Source organism: Paraprevotella xylaniphila YIT 11841 (assembly GCF_900683745.1).
Lineage (GTDB): Bacteria > Bacteroidota > Bacteroidia > Bacteroidales > Bacteroidaceae > Paraprevotella > Paraprevotella xylaniphila.
Genome location: NZ_LR215980.1, coordinates 2,649,535 through 2,669,514, shown reverse-complemented (window position 1 = coordinate 2,669,514; position 19,980 = coordinate 2,649,535). Strand labels below are relative to the sequence as shown.

The 19,980-nt window shown below is 47.1% G+C and carries 14 protein-coding genes; 1 reads left to right on the top strand and 13 read right to left on the bottom strand.

Translation table 11 applies throughout. From position 1 onward, the window contains the following. The first annotated feature begins 72 nt into the window (after positions 1–72). Positions 73–237 (top strand): rubredoxin, encoded by a 165-nt coding sequence (gene rd / locus E0E47_RS11315; protein WP_008627816.1) that lies wholly within the window; start codon positions 73–75, stop codon positions 235–237. Between the two features lie 43 nt (positions 238–280). On the opposite strand, the gene glf is transcribed toward rd, so the two are convergent. The 13 genes from glf to E0E47_RS11250 all read right to left on the bottom strand — a co-directional run bounded on the left by glf (position 281) and on the right by E0E47_RS11250 (position 19,971). Next, entirely contained in the window at positions 281–1,399 is a 1,119-nt protein-coding gene (glf, locus tag E0E47_RS11310) for a UDP-galactopyranose mutase (RefSeq protein WP_008627815.1), read from the bottom strand. Between the two features lie 5 nt (positions 1,400–1,404). Beyond that, on the bottom strand, positions 1,405–2,169 hold the full coding sequence (locus tag E0E47_RS11305) for a hypothetical protein (protein ID WP_130893730.1): 765 nt from the start codon (positions 2,167–2,169) through the stop codon (positions 1,405–1,407). 1 nt (position 2,170) lies between these two features. Beyond that, positions 2,171–4,012 carry a glycosyltransferase family 2 protein gene (locus tag E0E47_RS11300; RefSeq protein WP_130893729.1) on the bottom strand — a complete coding sequence of 614 codons (1,842 nt, stop codon included), beginning with the start codon at positions 4,010–4,012 and terminating at the stop codon, positions 2,171–2,173. Beyond that, the gene (locus tag E0E47_RS11295) at positions 4,006–4,434 is read right to left on the bottom strand and encodes a hypothetical protein (protein ID WP_130893728.1); all 429 of its coding nucleotides are present in this window, start codon (positions 4,432–4,434) and stop codon (positions 4,006–4,008) included. Before E0E47_RS11295 ends, E0E47_RS11300 begins: the two co-directional genes overlap by 7 nt. Then, on the bottom strand, positions 4,431–6,614 hold the full coding sequence (locus tag E0E47_RS11290; RefSeq protein WP_172604694.1) for a peptidase domain-containing ABC transporter: 2,184 nt from the start codon (positions 6,612–6,614) through the stop codon (positions 4,431–4,433). Before E0E47_RS11290 ends, E0E47_RS11295 begins: the two co-directional genes overlap by 4 nt. 4 nt (positions 6,615–6,618) lie before the next feature. Next, positions 6,619–8,160, bottom strand: coding sequence for a beta-1,6-N-acetylglucosaminyltransferase (locus tag E0E47_RS11285; protein ID WP_130893726.1), 1,542 nt, complete (start codon positions 8,158–8,160; stop codon positions 6,619–6,621). A gap of 5 nt (positions 8,161–8,165) precedes the next feature. Beyond that, positions 8,166–11,069 (bottom strand): porin family protein, encoded by a 2,904-nt coding sequence (locus tag E0E47_RS11280; protein ID WP_130893725.1) that lies wholly within the window; start codon positions 11,067–11,069, stop codon positions 8,166–8,168. Positions 11,070–11,073: 4 nt separating this feature from the next. Continuing rightward, entirely contained in the window at positions 11,074–13,956 is a 2,883-nt protein-coding gene (locus E0E47_RS11275; RefSeq protein WP_130893724.1) for a porin family protein, read from the bottom strand. Positions 13,957–14,360: 404 nt separating this feature from the next. After that, the gene (locus tag E0E47_RS11270; RefSeq protein WP_130893723.1) at positions 14,361–15,659 is read right to left on the bottom strand and encodes a radical SAM/SPASM domain-containing protein; all 1,299 of its coding nucleotides are present in this window, start codon (positions 15,657–15,659) and stop codon (positions 14,361–14,363) included. Next, positions 15,646–17,577, bottom strand: coding sequence for a glycosyltransferase family 2 protein (locus E0E47_RS11265; protein WP_130893722.1), 1,932 nt, complete (start codon positions 17,575–17,577; stop codon positions 15,646–15,648). Before E0E47_RS11265 ends, E0E47_RS11270 begins: the two co-directional genes overlap by 14 nt. Further along, entirely contained in the window at positions 17,552–18,061 is a 510-nt protein-coding gene (locus tag E0E47_RS11260; RefSeq protein WP_130893721.1) for a glycosyltransferase family 2 protein, read from the bottom strand. The genes E0E47_RS11265 and E0E47_RS11260 overlap by 26 nt, the downstream gene beginning before the upstream one ends. Beyond that, positions 18,058–19,026 carry a UDP-glucuronic acid decarboxylase family protein gene (locus E0E47_RS11255; RefSeq protein WP_130893720.1) on the bottom strand — a complete coding sequence of 323 codons (969 nt, stop codon included), beginning with the start codon at positions 19,024–19,026 and terminating at the stop codon, positions 18,058–18,060. Before E0E47_RS11255 ends, E0E47_RS11260 begins: the two co-directional genes overlap by 4 nt. A 189-nt stretch (positions 19,027–19,215) precedes the next feature. Then, a complete protein-coding gene (locus E0E47_RS11250) occupies positions 19,216–19,971 on the bottom strand; it encodes a helix-turn-helix domain-containing protein (RefSeq protein ID WP_008627792.1) in 756 nt (251 codons plus the stop codon). Between the last annotated feature and the right edge of the window lie 9 nt (positions 19,972–19,980).

Sequence of the window (19,980 nt, the reverse complement as noted above, 5' to 3'; positions counted from 1 at the left end):
TGTTTTCTACCTAAAAAGTAGTATACTTGCACAAGTTATTGATATAAAAATGAATTTAAACCAATTTGAACGATGAAAAAGTATATTTGTACAGTTTGCCAGTGGGTTTACGATCCCGAGGTAGGAGACCCAGAATCAGGTATTGAGCCGGGAACGGCTTTTGAGAATATTCCCGAAGACTGGGTTTGTCCGGTTTGCGGTGTGGGCAAGGATGATTTCGAGCCTTACGAAGAATAAGATTTAAAAAAGGACAAAAAACGAAATTGCTTCCGGTTTGGATTCAAGCCGGAAGCAATTTCGTTTTTAAGACCTCCCATTGTTCCAAAGCGTTTTTGATGGTTTCGTCCATATTGAAGTAACGGTACAGTCCCAACCGTCCTCCGAATGTAATGTGGGGGCATTCCCGTTGCGCCAATGCGTGGTATTGCCGGTACAGCGTGTTGTTCTTTTCATCATTGACGGGGTAGAAAGGTTCCCGGTCTTTGTCCCATGTTTGTGGAAACTCGTGGGTGACGATGGAGACCGGTTGTGTGCCGAAGGCGAAATGCTTGTGTTCGATGCTTCGGGTATAGGGTATCCGGCTGTCCGTTTCGTTGATGACTGCGATGCCTTGTACGTTGGGTTGTTCGAATAAAACATGCTCGAAAGTCAGGCTTCTGTATTCCAGTGCCCCCAAGCGGTAGTCGAAAAACGCATCAATCGCTCCGGTATATAAGACATGTCCGGCTTTCTTCATCCAATAGTCCTTGTCGGCGAGAAAATCGGTATTCAACCGTACTTCCGTACCCTCCAGCATTTTGTCCACCCAAGGTGAGTAGCCTGCCATGGGAACTCCTTGATAAGGGTCGTTGAAATAATTGTTGTCGAAAGTGAAACGCAGGGGCAGGCGTTCGATGATGAATGGAGGGAGTTCCGTGGCTTTCCGTCCCCATTGTTTCTCGGTATATCCTTTAATCAGGGTTTCATACATCGTGCGGCCTACCATGGAGACGGCTTTTTCCTCCAGGTTCCGGGGATGGGGGTAAAGCCCTTGCTCTTGCCGTAACCGCAATGCGGCTTCTTCCGGAGTCTGGGTCCCGTACAATTGGTAGAAAGTGTGCATGTTGAACGGCAAGTTGTACATTTTGCCGCCATATCGTGCCAGAGGGCAATAACGGAAATGGTTGAACGGGGTAAATCGGCTGGCAAAGTCCCACACTTCCTGATGGCGTGTATGGAAGACGTGAGGCCCGTATGAATGTACATTGATACCCTCCCGTATTTCATCGCGGATATTTCCACCGGTGAAAGCCCGTTTTTCGATGACTAAGCAACGCCATCCGGCCTGATGTGCCAGATAAGCCGTGACGCAGCCGTATAAGCCGCTGCCCACTATGATAAGGTCATATTCTTTTTCCATGGAAATTATATGATTAGTCCTATACTTAATATACCTTGCAAGTTCAAGTCTTCCGTGGCATCGAAATCGGCAATCCTCCGGTCGATATAGTCGGCCAGTTCTTTTTCGCTGAATGTCCAAGCGATGCGTTGTCCGTAAAGCAAAGACCTCCATGCTTGCGCCGTGAGTTCTTCCGGTGAAAGGGCATACAAGGTATCAGGATAACTATCGGCAAAAACTGTTTTTACACCTGCATGGAGAAGGAAACGGTCGATGGATTCTTGGCAGAGGATGGAGAAAACACCACCCTTTTCCGTGTGGCGGTTGATGGAAGCCTTGAGGTTTTGGATCATGTCGCTTTGGGTCGTCCAATAATTCTTGTCTTTCTTATGACGTTCCAGAAGGTAAAAGTGGGGGAGGATGAAGTTTCCTTTCGTTTCGTCACCGAAATCAAAATCCCGGTTGAGTACAGGAACTATTCTCTTGTCCACGTCATGAAGTATCGCATCCATGTCCCCAAATGTCCATCCTTCATTTAAAATCCGGCAGATGGCCCATCCGGCAGCGGTCACTTTTTGAGATATTTTAGGAAGTTGGGATACACATCTCTCAAAACACCGTAATGCAAAATCACGGTAAATGTCTATATCTAATCGTTGGGAAACTTTGAACAGTAAAAGGGAAGCCTCTGCCTGTTCGGCACAAAATTCCGGTGTGTCTATAAACTGGTGGTTCACCATTACGGTGTTGGCTATCTGCCATAACATCTTTTCACGTATTTCCATTATCATATTATATGAGGGATTGAAAGAAGCGGATAAGTTCGGGCGTATGTGCATCCATTGTAAATTCCATCCGATGCTCCTGCATGTTTCTTGTTAGAATATCCATGAAATCCTTGTCGTGCAGTTGTGTTGCCAGTTCGGTGATGGAATCATACAAAATGCCTATTCCATATTGTTCCGACAGTTCTTTTGAAGCTACGATATGTTCTGTATTCCGCCGCAAAATCAGGGGAAGACCGGCTGCGGCCAATGTGCCCACCCTTGCGGGGATATTCAGATCATCCCACATGGCACGGAACAAATCTCCCCTGTTCCGGCTGTGGCCGGCATGTAGCCAACCCGCATCATAACGGGAAAATTCTTCCACCCATTTTTCATTGGGGCAATAGGCATGCACATGGAAATATCCTTGTGCAACCCTGCCATACAAGTTATTGCCCGTGTTCTTCTGCCTGTAATAACTGGCCGAGTACAAATGCACATGGATGCGGTGTGCGGCCAATCTCCGCATGTCTTCCACGGAAATCCCGATCATCCGTCCGATAACCACCGTATGGATTTCCCCGTCTGAAGCCGAGATTTTAGGCGAAAACGGTCTCTCAAAATATTCTTTTTTGGGCATTTCCTGATCCAAAATCAGATAAGGTTTGCCTGTCGGCAGAAACAAATCATACCACTCTTTTGTCCGCCGGTTTGTGATAATGTTTCCGGCTGAAAGTTCATACAGTTCCATCAGTTTCGGCCAAGTCCCGAAACGCATGCAAAGCTGCGGTCCTTCTTTCAGATGCCATACGAAAGGCACGTGTACGCCTGCTTTCCGCAACTCCATCATGCTGTCATACACAAACTCCAAGGAAGAACAGCAGAAACACAGGTAAATCAAGTCCGGGCAAATGTCTCTGACCCTTTCCGTCCAATCTGCTCCATGGGGTATGGTTTCAATATGCCCGAAAGGGAACGGGCCTATGCTTTCATGAGCCATTGAAGGCACAGGATACCAATAGCCATACAGTTGGCATCCGGCTTCTTCCCAAGCACAAAAACGTTCCGGGTTGTAATTCAACGCCCCGATGATGAGTATCTTCATCAACGGTTTGCCGGGAATGGAACGTGCCACCGGTTTATACGTTTCCTTTTCGTCCAATAGCCGGTAACGGCTCATACGGATTCTTACCGGTTCCTTCACTTGGTAATAGTCCTTGTACTTATACAGGTTGCCTCCGAAATCTTCCTCGCAAATCTTATGCCTTTGCCAAGGATGGTTCGTCCATTTCGCGGTGATTCTCAGGGTTGGCATGAAGATACCCTGTCCGGCCAGTTTATGCCAGAACATGATAAAAAGATCCGCAGTCACCAGTTCTTGCCGTTCCGTCCACCGGTCGGCAGTCTTACGGTGGGCGGCCTGCACTAACTGCAAAGAATGGCCAGGCATCATGGTCAGCGAATCTGTATTGTCCCTTGGGGCATAGGCATCCGTGTCATCGAAATTCACCCCTGAATAAGCCAGGACAACCCGTTCGTCGGACTCGAAAGCCTCTTTCAAGTCTTTCAGGTGGTCGGCATAAAAGAAATCATCCGACGGAAGATAAGCAATATGTCCGTACCGTGCTATGTCCAACCCTTTGTTCAGGGCATATCCCATCCCCCGATTATCCGGATAATGCAGGTATTTGATTCTTTCATCCTGTGGCAGGCCGCTGATGATTCTGTCCGTAGCGTCTGTTGAACCATCATTCACGATAATCAGTTCCCACTGCGGGTAGGATTGCCTTATCAGGCTCATGACCGCCCTGCGGATAAAATAAGCCTGGTTGTAAGTAGGCATGATAACCGAAAAACCATTCACCATAACGTATTTTTGTTTAAAGAGATTTTGGAAAATACCAGATGCCACAGTTTCACCTTATGGGTATAGACATAGCCGGACAGTTTGGAATTACCTCTAAAAGCCTTTTCCACGGCAGTCCGGACATCAGGTGTCATGCAGACCACATAATAATCCGGTTCTTCCATGACAGACTGTATGGTAAACGTCAGCTTCTCCCCCTCCATGGCATCTATGGTCAGGGAGCCTCCCTTGTCCAAGGAAAGATAAGTGTTTTTGACCACGTAAGCCTTATATTCCCCTTTTTCCTTCAGGAGGTCGGCTGTTACTTTCTGGTTGATGTCCACCGTGTTCAACATCACGACAATGGCCACTAACATACACAACAATACGGTAGAAATGCCGTAGTGCAGTAAAAAAGCATGTATGGTGTTCCTCTCTTTCATGATTCGGCCAGTTCCAGTTGGTTTTTGACTAATTCCCAATAATACCCTTTCTTACTCACGAGTTCCTTGTGTGTGCCGGATTCCACCACGCAACCATGGCGCAGCACGATGATATGGTCGGCATTCTTCACGGTCGATAGGCGGTGTGCGATGACCAACAATGTACGCCCCCGGCATATACGGCCTATGTTTTCCGTAATGCGGTGTTCATTCTCCGCATCCAGCGAACTGGTAGCTTCATCCATCATCAGGTAAAGCGGATTCTTGTAAATAGCCCTCGCTATCATGATACGTTGTTTCTCTCCCCCGCTTACTCCTATGCCTTCGGCTCCTATATGAGTCTGCAAGCCCAAAGGAAGTCCTCCGATGTATTCGTCCAAGCAAGCCGTACGAATAGCCTCGTCCATCCGTTTCCTGTCGAATGCTTCCCCCATCGTGATATTGTTCTGTATCGTATCTGAAAAGATGAAGTTCTCCTGCATGACGATGCCCGAAGCCTTTCTGACAGATTCAGCCTTGTAATCCGCCAAATCATCTGTTCCGAGCCGTATATGCCCTTCCGTAGGTGTATAAAATTTCAAAAGCAGTTTCATGAGCGTGGTCTTTCCGCTCCCACTTTCTCCCACGATGGCCGTCATCTTTCCGGAAGGGATGGTAAAACTGATATTTTCCAAAGCGGCCTTTCCGATGCTGCCGGTATACCGGAACGTGACGTTTTCCAGACGGATGTCCAACGGAGGCCGGTCCGGCGTGAGTTCCTTCATGTCCTCCCGGTCTTCATTCTGGCACAAATAGACCTCTTCGGAACGTTCCAAACTGATTTTGGCATCTTGGTATTGTTGCAGGAACCCGATAAGCTGCGACAGCGGGCCGTTTACCTGTCCTATGATACTGGAAATGCTCATCATCATACCGAGCGTAAGGTTGCCCTGCACCACTTCGGCCGCAATCCAGAACGTGATGAAAATATTCCGTATTTGGCCAATGACCGTATACCCCGTGTTTTGTATTTGTCCCAACCGCAGACTTTTACGGCTCATACGGTATAGTTCCTCCTGCATCCCGTTCCATTCCCCTATCTTGTATTGCTCGTAAGTGTTGACTTTGATGTCCACAATGCCGTTCATCATTTCAAAAAGCTTGTTCTGGTTCCTCACTCCCACGCGGAACTGCTCATAATCAAGCGATTTGCGGAGCCTGAAAAAATAGCTCATCCAAGCCGTGCTCAATCCCGTAATGAGAAGGTAGGCCGCAAGAATGATGATATTGTAGTAGCCGATAATGACCAACAATACGGCACATGACACCAGTGAAAAAAGGGTTTGCATGGTGGCTTGCGTGGTAAATCCCTGTATTCTTCCGTGGTCGCCTATCCGCTGTTGGTAATCTCCCACGCTCTTGGTTTCAAAGAAAGTCATGGGAAGTTGCAGCAACTTGCATAGATAGTCGTGGAGCACGTTGATGTTGATGCGCGTCCCCATGTACAGGGTCACCCAGCTGCTGATCATCCCCATGGAGAAAGAACCGATAAACAGGGCTATCTGGGCAAACAAGAGGTTGCGGATGACATCCATGTCGCGCATGGCGATACCGCTGTCCACCATGGCCTGCGTAAGGAAAGGGGCTACCAATGAAAGCAGGATGCCACTCAGCATGCCGAAAGACAACTGCACCATTTCTTTCCTGAACGGCCATACATACTTCTTGATAAATTGCAGGAAACTGTGCTTCTCCTTGACAGATTTCTTTTCGTAAAATGCCGGGGTCGGTTCTGCCACCACGGCGATTCCCTTGTCTCCGTTCAACCAATATTTGGAAAATTCCTTTTCCGAGAAAGTATATTTCCCATATGCAGGGTTGGCCACGGCATACTTCCATGCGCCGTTCCATTTGCTTTGCCGCACATCGTACAACACCACGAAATGGTTCTGTTCCCAATGCAAGATGGCCGGTAAAGGGCAATCGGCCCGCAGTTGTTCCAACGTCATCTCAAAAGACGCAGACCTCATCCCGATATGTTCCAAGGCATCACGTATACCGGCCACGCTCACCCCTTCCCGGCTCAAATGCGCCAAGGAACGCAGATAGGATATGGGGTACTGGCGCCCGTGGGCGTCAGCCAGCATGCGGACACAAGCCGGGCCGCAATCCATTTGGTCGAACTGCCGGGTGAATTTCATCGTTTCATTGTTTTTGGATGAGGTCAAGCAAAGGCCACCAGTCAGCCTGTTCTTTTCCTGTGATTTTGGCCAATAACGCCAGTCCCAATCCGGCATAGCCGAAAAGCCCCAACGAACTGGTACGGTTCATTCTTTCTGCCACCTCTTCCGGACAAGAGAAAGTCCATGCGGCAGCAGTACAGGCCGTTTTTTCCTTGTTTAAGATATTCCATACCTTGCGGTCGGTTTCCGTGAGCCTTCCGTTCTTTTCCCGGTAATGGAAATAAGCTTGGAAAGAAGCCCTCCATTCCTCGTCTATTTCCTCCGTCCCCATGTTGCACAGGTAATTATAGGCGTAGTCGTTCACTTCGTCCAATGCCACGTCCAACAGGGAACAGTCCATGAATTGGTACAAGTATTCCATGCAGACGGCCATGCCCAGGAATCCCCACTCCTCAGAAGGCGTTTCCGTGTCCAAGTCCTCCTCCCACACCTCGGCAGTCTGTTCCAGACAAGCCGGAAGGTCGAAAGGCGAATGCCTCAGTTTCCCATATAAGTACAAGAATATCCATACGCCGATGGTGCCGTACCGGTATCCCCGTACCTTATATATGTCCCGTTTGGCATACAGGAAGGAATGGATTGTATCCAACAGGCTTTCCCACGTCTCTTTCGTCCCGTCGGCTATGAACGGGGCATGCAGGCAGATTTCGTCTACCAGACGAACAAACGGTTTTGATACCCCTTCCGGGTCCACTTTACGGGCAAAGAAGAAATCCCCCCGCAGAACCCGTGCAAAGTCACTTTCATCCAACACGGCAGGACGGTTGCCGTTCCGATGCTCCCAACAGATGTAACGCAGATGTTTGTTGACCACTGTGGAAGCGAACGGGGAATTCATCAGCAACGTCTGGGTAAACATCTCGTCGGGCAGGAGCGTGTCGGTATAAAGTTGTTCGATATAGTCTTCTTTCTCCAACAGATATGCCACGCATTCCCGGGTCAGGTTCCACCACGCCGGTCCTCCGTAAAGCGGAATGCCGGGTAAGGGGCGGCGTTTGTTGCTTTTCCGTTGCTCTTCCAATTCTGCAGCATAACGTTTATGTTCCTCTTGGTCTCTCAGGTTATATTTCTCCGTGCGGTGGAACAGCGTCATTTTCTGGAAACACTCCTCGTCGAAAGTTCCGCTTTCGGAATTGTACTTGCCGTATTCCATGAAGTTTTCCCCTTTGTGTATTTGGAAAAAATGTTTGAAGCAGGCTGCATTGCGCGTCAGCATGTCCGCATCACTGATAAGGTGGAAATACTCCACATCCCCGTGTTTCATCGCCTCCCGGCAGAGCAATAGCGTTACCCGTACCAAGCCGTAGCTTCCCCAGTTCACCGGATAGTCTTTCCCCAAGAATTTCACGCAGGGATGCCCGGCCAGCATGGCTTGGTCGGCCTCCGTAAGTTCCGCCCTTTTATCCCAATGGATAAAGACCAGGAAATCGTCATCAAAATTATCTATGCAGCGTTTGATGAAATCCGCTTGATGGTAAGCGATAATCAGAATGGCATGTTTCATATTCGTCAGTTTTTCTTTTTCGGTTCGCGGTTGAATTTATATACCACCCTTAACATGGCATATCTTTGGACCACATTATAATACGTCTCGGTTTGTCCTTGGGCGTTGATGTTGTAACGTATGTTGGACAATTGGTTGAAGATGTCGAAACCGTCCAGCATGAACACCAGCTTTCCTTTAAGTACGGATTTGCTTAAATGGAGGTTGCACAAGAGCTCATCCGTGTTCAGTTGGTTGGTTTCAAGTCCACGCCTGCTGTACATCATCAGGTCTCCGCTAAGTCCGAAACCGGCAGGAAGTTCCCAGTTCCCGTTCAACCCGTAGCTGTAATCAAACGTGTTGATGGTGGAAATATTCTTCCCCTTGGCATTCGTCCAATAGAAGTTCCCCCTCAACCCGAGAAACAGCTTGTCTTTCCGGAAGTCCAAACGCAAGGATTCCTTTACGGTCGCCTTGTATACAATATTGCGTATGCTGCTTTGATTGTTCAGGCTGAGGTAATCCACATTGTGGCTATATGTCCAGTCTGTAAAATTGGAAAAATAGAACCATCTTTTTTTGTCAATCGGTGCCACAGTGTTGAATCCACCATAGTAATACCAGTTCCCGTTCACGGTTTCCGGCCTGTAAGTGCGTATACCGGTCGCAGCATCATAGGTCATAGACTGGCATAGGGAATTCATCCGGTAGGTATAATTTGAATAGAAAAAGACCCGGAGTTGTTTTTCCGGTATGCCCCAATTGTAGTCAAACCCTACGAAATGGCTGTGGGTGTCGGGCAGGTTGGGATTCGTCATCCATACTTCCAACGGATTGGAAGTATCCATGTAATTTATCTTATAGGTCAGATTCTGCGCCCATGAATTATACCTGTAATCAAATTTTAGTTGATTGTATTGCCGGTTGTTTTCATCCGGGTAATAAATCATGAACAACCTTGGATTGAAAAAAGCGGTTCTGCGGTTCATTGCCGTGTCCACGACATTCCGCCGGTAATCCAGGTTTTCTTGCACGATATTGACCGGTAGCTCTGCCTGCACCCATAATTTATCTTCATTTTTGTGGTCTTTCCATGCATAATAAACCACGAGCTTCGGGATATGGGTGTAAGTCTCGTTTTTAGAAAAGAAACTGTTGGTCCAATCCATGTATTGCGTCAGGCTCCCCCTTAAAGAAGACAACTGGTCCACCTCATGCGCCCATAATGTCGAGTCCGTAATATCATAAAACGGACGTTCGGAATTCCTGTGATTATATATAAAACTATATTCAAAAGGAATATTCAGGTAATGGCGTTCAAAACTGGAAAGCAAACTGTAAGTCGCCCTGTAATTGAAACTGGAATTCCGGTAATTATCCATGTAATATTTGGTTTTCCGTTCATTGCCGGTATTGTTTCCCTTATTCCAGTACGACATCTCATATCGGTATTTGTTGGAATAGTCATAATCCATATATTTGTATCCGCCAGAAACTTCAAGGAAATCCCTATTGAACTTTTTAGGCCTGAAAGCCAAATAGAAATTTGCTCCACCTGATAGAAAGGATTTTTTTTCGTTTTCCCAACTCCGAAGCTTATTGATTAGGTTTTTCGTATATTCGCGTGAAGCTGTTGGAGAGAAAAGGCTGTCCAAGGCTTCTCCTTCATATCTTTCGCTGAGGTTTGCCTCCATATCCGCACTTCTTGTCCAACTGTCATATTCTTCTTTACTATAGTTTACGTAAGGACTGACTGTAAAGTAGAAACCATACCGGGGAATATACTGGAAAGAGTTGTTGAAATTAACATACCATTTTTCCTGTTGCGTATTCCATTCTTTACGCTGATACACGTTTCCGGATTGAAAGAACGTAGTGGAGTTTTGGTTCATGTCAATATCCTCTTTGTTGTGTACAACGCTTAAACTATGTGTCGTCTTGATTTTTTTCTCTTTGTCCTGCAATAAAAGGTCTATTCCTCCGCTATGCCGGTCGATGGTACCCACCGGATTCACATTGGAGTTCCAATTGCCGTTACCGTCCGGGCTGCTCAAATCCGTAATGTTGTTGAGATTCCCGTATACGGTCAACCTTGTACGGGGTGAAAAGCGAAGTCCGAACAGTTTGGCGCTATATCGGTCTTCTATGCCTCCTCCGGCATCCACATTGGCCATCCATCCCACACTATATTGTTTTTTCAGGTTGACATCCATGACCAACGGCTGTTCCCCTCTTTTTTCCAACCCCATGGCTTTGTCCCTGTCGCTTTGTTTTTCATAAACCTTAATCTGGTTTACCGTATAAGCCGGCAGGTTTTGTAAAGCAATGGAAGGATCTCCCTTAAAAAAATCCTCCCCATTCAAAAGCAAACTGCTGACGAACCTGCCGTTCACATAAATCTGTCCGTTGCCACGAAGCTCCACTCCGGGCAACCGGGCCACCAATTGGTCCAACATGGAGCCTTCCGCCAGTTGGAAAGCATCCGCATTAAATACCACCGTGTCTTTTTTCATCACCATTTTGACCAATGTGGCGGTCACTTTAACTTCTTTCAGTTTGCGTACCATTTCCCTGTGCATCGGGATGGCATCTAAAATAACAGTAGGTCTTCGAGATTTATGATATTTTAAGGTCACGTTCTTATATATGGAGGTATATCCTTTTTTTTCAAGGTGTAGTATATAATTTCCCGAACCCGGTACATTTCCTATTTGGTAATTGTTGTTGGTGATGCCATTGTCGAAAGAAGTTACCGTTCCGATACAAACGCTGTCTTGGCTCAACAGAGAAACTTTCACTCCCGATAAGATACCATGCGTATTTGCATCCAAAACTTGTCCCCATACATCAAACCGTGTCGGTTTGTTTTGAGCTGCGGCAGCGGATAAAACGGCATAAAATATAAATAGAAAGGTAATCCAATGTTTCATAAAACTATTTCTTTTTCGGTTCGCGGTTCAGTTTATACATTACGTGGAACATGAAGTAGCGTGGCATGACATTGTAGTAGGTTTCTGTCTGCCCCTGTGCATTGACGTTATAACGCACATTAGACAGTTGTTTGAACAAGTCGAAGCCGTCTATCATGAATACCAGATTGCCATGAAGGATGGATTTGCTCAGGTGTATGTTACACACTAACTCATCTGTATTCAACAAGTTGCTTTCATAACCTCTCCGGCTGTACATCATCAAGTCTGCACTGACTTCAAGATTCCAAGGCAAAGGGGCTTTTCCCGTAATGCCATAGCTGTAATTATAGCTTTCGATGGTACGTATGTTCGCTCCTTTCGCCCTTGACCAGTTGAAGTTTCCTCTCAACCCGGCAAAGTATCCGTTTTTGCGGAACTCGCAATTCAGGCTTTCTCCCAACGTGGTATTGTTGACCGTGTTACGGATGCTGTGTTCCGCATCATCCAGATTCAGGAAATCCACGCTATGGTTGTAGCCCCAGTTGGTGTAAGTCACTAAGGTGAAGAGCTTTTCCTTGTCTAATGCCGTGGTGGTACTGAACGTACCCCCGATGTTCCAGTTCCCGTTGACGTTTTCTGGCCGGTAAGTCCGGATTCCTGTCATCCGGTCGTAGGTGAGTGATTGCGCAAGGGCATTGAGTCTCAAATTATAGTACAGGGCAGTATAGAAGAACCTTTGCTTTTTCCAGTCCCCCCAATTGTAAGATGTGTAGAGATTGTGGTTATGCGCGTTTTTCAGTCCCGGATTAGTCAGGCGGACTACCAAGGGCGTGGCATCATCCCGATAGTTTATGTTATAAGACAAATCCGGTGCAGAATGGGTAAGCCGGTAGTTCAAGATGAAAAATATGTCCCGGTTTTCTACTTTCGGATAGTACTTTAATTTCAAATCCGGTTCAAAGAAATTCAGATGCCTCCGTAGCAGGGTGTCTGTCCGTTCCCGTTGGTAATCCAACTTCTCGGTAGCCATGCGCATGGGAAATCTCACATACAGCCATAGTTTTTCATTGCTGTTTTCTAAAATGGAATATTGCAGGTTTACGAATGAATTGTGTGCCCAAGTCCTACGGGTGGAGTAAAAGCTGTTTTGCAGGTCAATGTATTGGGTCAAGCCGTCTTTCATGGACGAAAGTTGGTCTACATCGTATTCCCACATTCCGTTTGCGTCCAAGGTATAAAAAGGATGTGATGTATTTTGATAAGTGTAGTCTATCATATATCCTGGCGTAATCCGCCACACCATGTTCTTGTTGGCCAGTTCCAGTGAATATTCGCCCAACAAGTCGTAATAGGCATTCTTGTAATGGTTTTCCCCGTATTGGGCAGTACGTTGGTTGCCTGTATGGCTACCGTGGTTCCAATAAGAGGCATCATATCGTTGGAGATCCCTGTTCCGGTTTTTATTGTAATTGTAATTCCCTCTTATGGTGAACCTGTCATTCCCGGTCACTCCTTTGGTGGAAAGTTCTATGCTGCTCCCTGTGCTGAATTGGTATGCCTTTGATTCCTGGCTGTTCATCAGGCGGTTTACCAAAATGCGGGTGTAAACCTCCGAAGCATTGGGGGCAAAGAGGCTGTCCAAGGCTTCTCCCTTGTAATGTTCGTATATGTTTTCCGTGAAGTCCGCACTTCGGGTCAATGCGTCTCCTTGGTTGTTTTGGTATCTTGCGTAAGGGTTGATCCTGAAGAACAAACCTTTCTTAGGAGTGAGTTGTAAGTCGATATAGGGATTTATATACCATTGTCTGTTCCTAAAGGAATTCGATGTACGGTTATAAATATCCCCATTGGAAAAGAATGTAGTGGAGAGGCGTTGCATGTCTTTTTTTTCCTTCTGATGGTAGGCGGTGAGCGTGCCGGTCAGCTTATACTGTCCTTCTTTGTCTTTTACTAACAAGTCCATGCCACCGGACTGGCGGTCGGTAGTGCCTTCAGGGACGCTTCCTCCATTCCAATTCCCGTATGTATCAGAAGTACGCATGTCGTTGATGTTATTAAAATTTCCATATAGGGACAAACGGGTTTGGGGAGAAAAGCGCAAACCGAAGAAACGTGCCCCATACCGGTCGTCCGTGCCATATCCCGCGTCAGCGTTGGCTATCCAACCGATGCTGTATTGTTTTTTCAGGTTCACGTCCATTACCAAAGGCTCCTCACCCATTTTTTTAATATCCAAGGCTCTGTCACGGTCGTTTTGCCGTTCATACACCTTTACTTTGTCCACCATATAAGCCGGTAGGTTGTCCAAAGCTATTTTAGGATTACCCTTGAAAAAGTCCTCCCCGTTGAGCATCAGGCTGCTCACGAAACGTCCGTTTACGGTGATTTGCCCGTTTTCCAATCGCACACCGGGCAGTTGACGTACCAACTCGTCCAACATGGAGCCTTGTGCCAATTGGAAAGCTGCTGCATTGTATACCATGGTATCGCCTTTCATGACCATTTTCACTAAAGTGGCTTTCACTTCCACTTCTTTTAGTTTGCGGGTCATTTCTTTGGTCATTAGTATGTCTTTGTCTAAGAATACGCGGGTCTGCCGTAAACGGCTGTATTTTAATTTGACCGGGGTGTCTATGGTGGTGTAGCCTTCTTTTTCACAGCGTAAAATATACGTTCCGCTTCCGGGTATGTCGGTTACAGTGAAATTGGGACTTCCCGGAGTGCTTCCAACAGATACATCTTTTACGATTTCTACACTATCTGGGGTCATTAAGGTTAAGTGGACATTACGAATGGATTCTTTTGTAAAGGCATCGCGTACAGCTCCCCATAGTTGGTATGGAGTTTGCTGTGCGGAAATCGTAGAGCTGCATAAGGCAAATAGAAAAGTAATCCAATGTTTCATAATTATTACAAGCTTGGTTTAATGTGAGGGGATGGGACTTCCCCATTCCCTCTTTTCTTGAAATTTGTTAGAAGAACCCAAACAGTCCAAAAGTAGAACTACTGGATGAAGGAGACTGAGTCGTTGTGCCTCCACCTGTATTACTATTTGAGGAAGAGGGTGAAGAAGAGGAAGAACAACTACAGTTATTTCCGTCGCACATACAGTTATTCGGGGGATCGCAACTTGTGTTACAGTCACAGTTATTACCGTTGCACATACAGTTATTTCCTGTAGAAGCAACAATCGCTGCGAATCCTCCTAAGAGTTTTCCCTCTTTACTTTCTTCCAGAGGTCTGAAATTGCTACTGAGTAGCAACTTCAACGATTTCTTTCGCTGTTTCATAAAATTTGTTTTTAAAATGTTACACATAGGATTCCAAAAGGAAATCCACTCTATCTCTTATAACCTTTGTCTTATAGATATCAGAATAGTTACGGATGCATCCGGATTGTCCTTGTGCCTCAATCTTTACTTGGCTACAACTCCCATGACAGAGCGGATATATCCGGCAGGCCATGCAGGCTTGATTCCCATACTTTAATTGTTCACGGAGTTTGCGTTTTTCGTTCCATCGCATTTCACCGTCCGGTAAAAGTTTTCCCTCACTGTTTTCAGGTATGAAATCCCGAGCCGTACATTTATATAAATCTCCATTATAGTTTACCACAATGTCATTGGCTTTGTCTGCATAACATCGGCTGATGTCTATATGCTTCAGCTCATTCACGCGGAATCCTTCTTGTAGGAAAAGTTCCCGAAGTTTCTTTTGTTCTGTGGGCATATCCACGTCAGTACGTGGAGCATCCTGCCATACCCGTTGAAAGTCAATGGTCACAAAGTTCTTGTATTCTTGTGGCAAATTTTTCAAATCGGATACCACATCTACAAATGTGCGTATATTATATCCTGTGCAATTTAAACGTAATGTGACTGGCATTTTATGTCGGAGTACCATGCGGATATTGGATAAAATCCTTTGGTAAGAACCTTTTCCAGAAGCCAAATGGCGGACTTTGTCATGGGTCTCTTCATTACCGTCCAAGGTGATTTGAAAAGAGACAGCATTGCACAAGTGTAAGGTTTCTAATTGGGATATGATGTCCTCTGAAAGTAGATAAGAGTTGGTAACGAAACTTGTGCTAAACAATTTACAATGTTGTACACATAGTTCATCTGCCTGAAATAACAGAGGCCAAACAGATTGTTCAAAGCTTAACAGTGGCTCACCGCCAAAGAAAGCTATGTGTACTCTTTTTAATTCCGGTCTTGCTACTTTTTTCCGGATTAAATTAAGCAGGGCTGAAATCGTCTCGGAAGTCAAATTGGTATTTTCTCTATGCTTCTCATAACAATACCAACAACGCATGTTGCAATCCAAAGTGGAATTGACAATAATGTTGAGGCTGTCGCCTTTCTCCTCTTCCTCTTTCCACTTCCTGATGACTTCTTCTGCCTCGTTCACTTTATTGTCCACAATGAACTGTTCCCGAAGCAGGTAGTCGTAAAATTCAGGATGGATGTCCTGGATGTGGTCTACATCACCGGATTCCAACCATTCTCTCAACCGGTCTTCCAACACGGCCATCTTTTCCGTCCAACAATTGTACAAAACGTAATCAGAACCTCTCTTGATGACAAAAGAATACTTACTCAACTTCATGGCATATATTTTTAAAGTGAATTAAATTCAACGCATAACCGGCTACGCCCGACAGGCCGTCTGTCCAAAATGCTTCGTCCTTGGGAAGGAAATCGGGCACATCCGTAATATCACTGACGAGCAACGGGAGGGTAGCCCAATCGTCTTGCTCTAACAAGGCGGCCAACATCAGCACGGACACCCAACGGGCGTCCGGCTTTTCCGGACGGACTGCCAAGGCCGCTTTCGCGGCTTCCACCGTTTCGTGGATATAGGTCTCCGGAAATGTGACGGGAACGTGCATCCTCTTTTGATGGCCTATCCGGGCGGTGAGATAAAGCAACAGGCCGCCCAAACCGGTTTCGAGGGACAAATCCGTAAGGCGCAGGGGAGACAGCGACAAGGCACGGCGGTCAGCCTCTGCCAATTCCTCTTCTACTTCCTCATACGTCACATACCCTTGTTCCCACAGGTAGATGAAAGCCCAACCGATACCGAATATCCCGTTCCGGAAAGTCAACGGCAGTTCTCCCTTGGGGATTTCTTCGCATACTCGGTTGAAACACTCCGTGGCTTCGTCTTCATAACGTGTTTCGCCGGAATAGCGGAAGTAAGTCCAAAACAGCAGGACGTATCCCGTCAGTCCGTCCATCAGCCCATAGGTGGATACTTGCCTGCAACGGGTTAGGCACGCTGATACGATATGCGCCAAGGAGGTGGACTTCCGGTCGATTTCTTTCTCCATCTCCCGGCTGACCTGCCGGTTGATGCCCATTACGAAAGGCCAGTCATGTCCTTGGAAGGTACGGAAAAAGGATTTCAGTCCTTCGTTGCGTGCCTTGTACCATTCCATCCATTTCAGGGCTTTTCCGTAGGCATCCCCGTTCCGCAACCAGGCCAACGCGAATGTCTTGCACTTCAATGAGGTGGGGAAGAGCACCTCGGCCACAAACAAATAATTGTACAGGATTTGCGATGGATAGACGGTGTAGGAGAACCGGTCTTTATAGATATGGCCGATTTCCACTTCCGGCACAAGGCGGCAGCCTCCGCCCTCCAACCACGCCTTCAGGCTTACATAGAGTTCCTCGCAGCCGTAATGTACCAATCCTTGGAAACCTTTCAGCTTGTCCCAATAGGTTTTGCTCCCGGCATATCCTGCACCGAGAATACAAGGAATCCGGTTGTCCGTAAGATGAAGGGCCTTCTCGCGGCAAAGCCATGAAACGGAAGGGATGGTCTCGCCTCCGTGGAAAGACAGGTATGCCCCAAAAGTGCGGATGTCCGTCGTGTCTTTTATCCGGCCCTCTCCCTTTTGCAGGACGCGGGTCTGGCAGCAAAGCAAACGATGGTCGTTTTCCTGCAAAAGGCGTAACAGAATCCGGTGCCAGCCGGAGATGTAGAAACGCATGTGGGCATCCAACAGGAGGAAGTAAGGGCTACGTGCGCTGCGGATGCCTTTTTCCTTGGCTGCGGCCGCCCCGATGCGGATGGAGTTACGGATGTAATGCGCCCCGTATTGCCGGGCGCAGGCGACATAGTCCCATCCATCATCGGAACAGTCGTCCACGAGAATGACCTCCACTTCGTCCCCGACGGTCTGCCGGATGCTCTCCAAAGTGTTCCCCACCTCTTCCCTTTCATTATAAAAAGGTATGACCACGGTAAGCGGGAGATTGCTGAGGGGAATTTCCACCTCTTCGAGTGCTACGGCTTGTTCCTTTTCGGCCCATAACCGGCCGTATTTGTCCTTCAAGGCCATGGCGTGGGCTGCTTGGATTTCCTTATACTTACAACTGATTTGTTCAGGATTGAAACGGTAGTGCACCACAATCTTGTCCAGATTGCGGATACGCAATCCGCCCAACAGGGCATCCAACCACAGGTTGTAGTCTTCGGCGTAAATGCCTTCGCTACGGTAGGACAGGTGGTGCGACACCCAACTTGACCTGCGGATGAAAGACGTGGGATTGGGCTACATAGCATTGTTCCAGCATTTGAGGCATGGTGATGTCCGTGCCCGCAGGCAGGATGCAATCGTACTCCCCGGCATTGAAACAGTGCATGTGCCCGCCCAAGATGTCGGTTTCGGGGTGCGCTTCCATATATTCGTATTGAGCCTGTAAACGGTCGCTGACCATTATGTCGTCCGCATCCATACGGGCAATGTATTTGCCGAGTGCATTGTTGTACAGAAGGTTCAGGGAGGCAATATAGTCGTGCCGGTGACGAATGAGCCGGATTCTTCTGTCCGGATAAGAACGGATAATATCCACAGTATCATCTGTGGAGCCATCGTCCACAATCAGCAGTTCATAATCGGAGAATGTCTGGGACAGGATGCTGTCCAAGCATTCACGCAAGAACGGTGACGCATTGTAAGTCACCATGCAGACGGATATGGAAGGGACGTGCTTGTTCATGGTCGGGAGATATTTTGTGATGGGCTTTCGGCCAAAAGGTTACGATAGTAGGCGATGGTCTGTTGCAATCCCTCACGGAGGGATATCCGGGGTTGCCAGTCCAATGCCTGCCGTGCCAATGTGATGTCCGGATTGCGCCGTTTCGGGTCGTCGGCAGGGAGAGGACGGAGTACCATCCGTGACCGGCTTCCTGTCAGTTCAAGAATACGTTCGGCAAATTCCAGGATAGTATGTTCTTCCGGATTGCCGAGATTGACTGGTCCGGTGAAGCTGTCCAGGGTGGACATTATACGTTCCATGCCCTGAATCAGGTCGTCCACGTATTGGAAACTCCGGGTTTGCATGCCGTTGCCGTAGATGGTGAGGTCTTTGCCTTGCAAGGCTTGCAGGATGAAGTTGGAAACCACACGTCCGTCGTCACAGGCCATGCGCGGCCCGTAGGTGTTGAAAATGCGGATGATTTTCACCGCTACGCCATATCTCCGGTGATAGTCCATGCAAAGGCTTTCGGCACAGCGCTTGCCCACGTCATAGCAGGAACGGATGCCGTTCGGGTTGACGTGCCCCCAATAACTTTCGGGCTGTGGGTGGACTTCCGGGTCGCCGTAGACTTCACTGGTAGAGGCTTGGAGGAACCGGCAATGGTTTTCGCGTGCCAGTTCCAACAGGTTGAGCGTGCCGATGACCGAAGTCTTGGTGGTTTCAATGGGGGAGTCCTGATAGTGTATGGGAGAAGCCGGGCAAGCCAGATTATAGATTTCATCGATACCTTTTATCATATAGGGCATGGTGATGTCGTGTTCCACTAATTTGAAGTATGGGTGGTTCGTTAAGGCTGACACGTTTTTGGGATGTCCCGTCCGGAAGTTGTCCAGACAGATGACCCTATCACCTTTATGTAGTAGGTATTCGCAAAGATGGGAACCTATGAATCCGGCTCCTCCGGCTATGATGACGTGTTTCATGATACCTCCGTTTTGGTTAGTCCAAATGTAGGAATAAAAACAAGGATGGAAGGAATGTTTCGGAAAAAATGACTGTATGAAGTCTTATTTTTATCCAAAAGGGTAATTTTTTGACCGGGAAAAGAATGAAAAGGCCTGTGCTTTCATCGGAAGGCACAGGCCGGAAGGGGAAGAACGTTGTCGTCGGCACTATATCAAATGGTGTTGGAGGCAGAGTTGGCAGAAACTTCTGAAATTTTTTGTTCCGCTTTTTTTTAACAGGTTACGCCGGACTTTCTTGACAGCGTCAACTCCCCGGCATATTTCTTCAGCTGTTTCTTGGAGGGACATGCCTTTTAAGCCGCAGAAGATGACTTGTTTTTCTATTTCGCTCAAGGTGATGAAAGTAAATTCCGACCATGCTTTTTCTTTCAGGGAATAGAAAAATGCAGAGGGGATACCTTGGTGTTTGCGAAGGAACACTCTTCCTGTTTCATTACATGCTGCAGGGGTCATTACACAAAGGGCCAACCATAATTTACCATGGCAGAGCTTTAATGGAGCGATTCTTTGGTTGACCAGGATTTTGAAGCTTTCTTTCTTCAAATGGAAGTTGTAATAGAGGGAATACTCCATTTTGTCTTGTTCCGGCAGTTGGTTGAAACGCTCAAATCCCGCGCGTGTGATTTCAAATAACATGGGGGCTTCGTTTTTGGGGATACACTTGAGGTAAAAGTCAAATCCCATACGCCGGACTTCTTGTGGTGTGTATCCGCATAAAAAGCAATGGTTTTCGAACACATGGTAAAATTCCATTTTATAGAAATCAATAATGTAGTAACTTCCCGGTGAAATATATGTATTGGCTCTGACGCCAGTTGTCAAATCTTCCAATTGGGTGTATTGGTCTTCACTGATTTCCTCGGTGATGGCAAAACTATTAAGAAGGGTTTTATAATTATCCATGATGATAAA

Coding starts and splice junctions, on each gene's coding strand:
- rd (WP_008627816.1), top strand. CDS start 73: ATGAAAAAGTATATTTGTACAGTTTGCCAGTGGGTTTACGATCCCGAG.
- glf (WP_008627815.1), bottom strand. CDS start 1,399: ATGGAAAAAGAATATGACCTTATCATAGTGGGCAGCGGCTTATACGGC.
- E0E47_RS11305 (WP_130893730.1), bottom strand. CDS start 2,169: ATGATAATGGAAATACGTGAAAAGATGTTATGGCAGATAGCCAACACC.
- E0E47_RS11300 (WP_130893729.1), bottom strand. CDS start 4,012: ATGGTGAATGGTTTTTCGGTTATCATGCCTACTTACAACCAGGCTTAT.
- E0E47_RS11295 (WP_130893728.1), bottom strand. CDS start 4,434: ATGAAAGAGAGGAACACCATACATGCTTTTTTACTGCACTACGGCATT.
- E0E47_RS11290 (WP_172604694.1), bottom strand. CDS start 6,614: ATGAAATTCACCCGGCAGTTCGACCAAATGGATTGCGGCCCGGCTTGT.
- E0E47_RS11285 (WP_130893726.1), bottom strand. CDS start 8,160: ATGAAACATGCCATTCTGATTATCGCTTACCATCAAGCGGATTTCATC.
- E0E47_RS11280 (WP_130893725.1), bottom strand. CDS start 11,069: ATGAAACATTGGATTACCTTTCTATTTATATTTTATGCCGTTTTATCC.
- E0E47_RS11275 (WP_130893724.1), bottom strand. CDS start 13,956: ATGAAACATTGGATTACTTTTCTATTTGCCTTATGCAGCTCTACGATT.
- E0E47_RS11270 (WP_130893723.1), bottom strand. CDS start 15,659: ATGAAGTTGAGTAAGTATTCTTTTGTCATCAAGAGAGGTTCTGATTAC.
- E0E47_RS11260 (WP_130893721.1), bottom strand. CDS start 18,061: ATGAACAAGCACGTCCCTTCCATATCCGTCTGCATGGTGACTTACAAT.
- E0E47_RS11255 (WP_130893720.1), bottom strand. CDS start 19,026: ATGAAACACGTCATCATAGCCGGAGGAGCCGGATTCATAGGTTCCCAT.
- E0E47_RS11250 (WP_008627792.1), bottom strand. CDS start 19,971: ATGGATAATTATAAAACCCTTCTTAATAGTTTTGCCATCACCGAGGAA.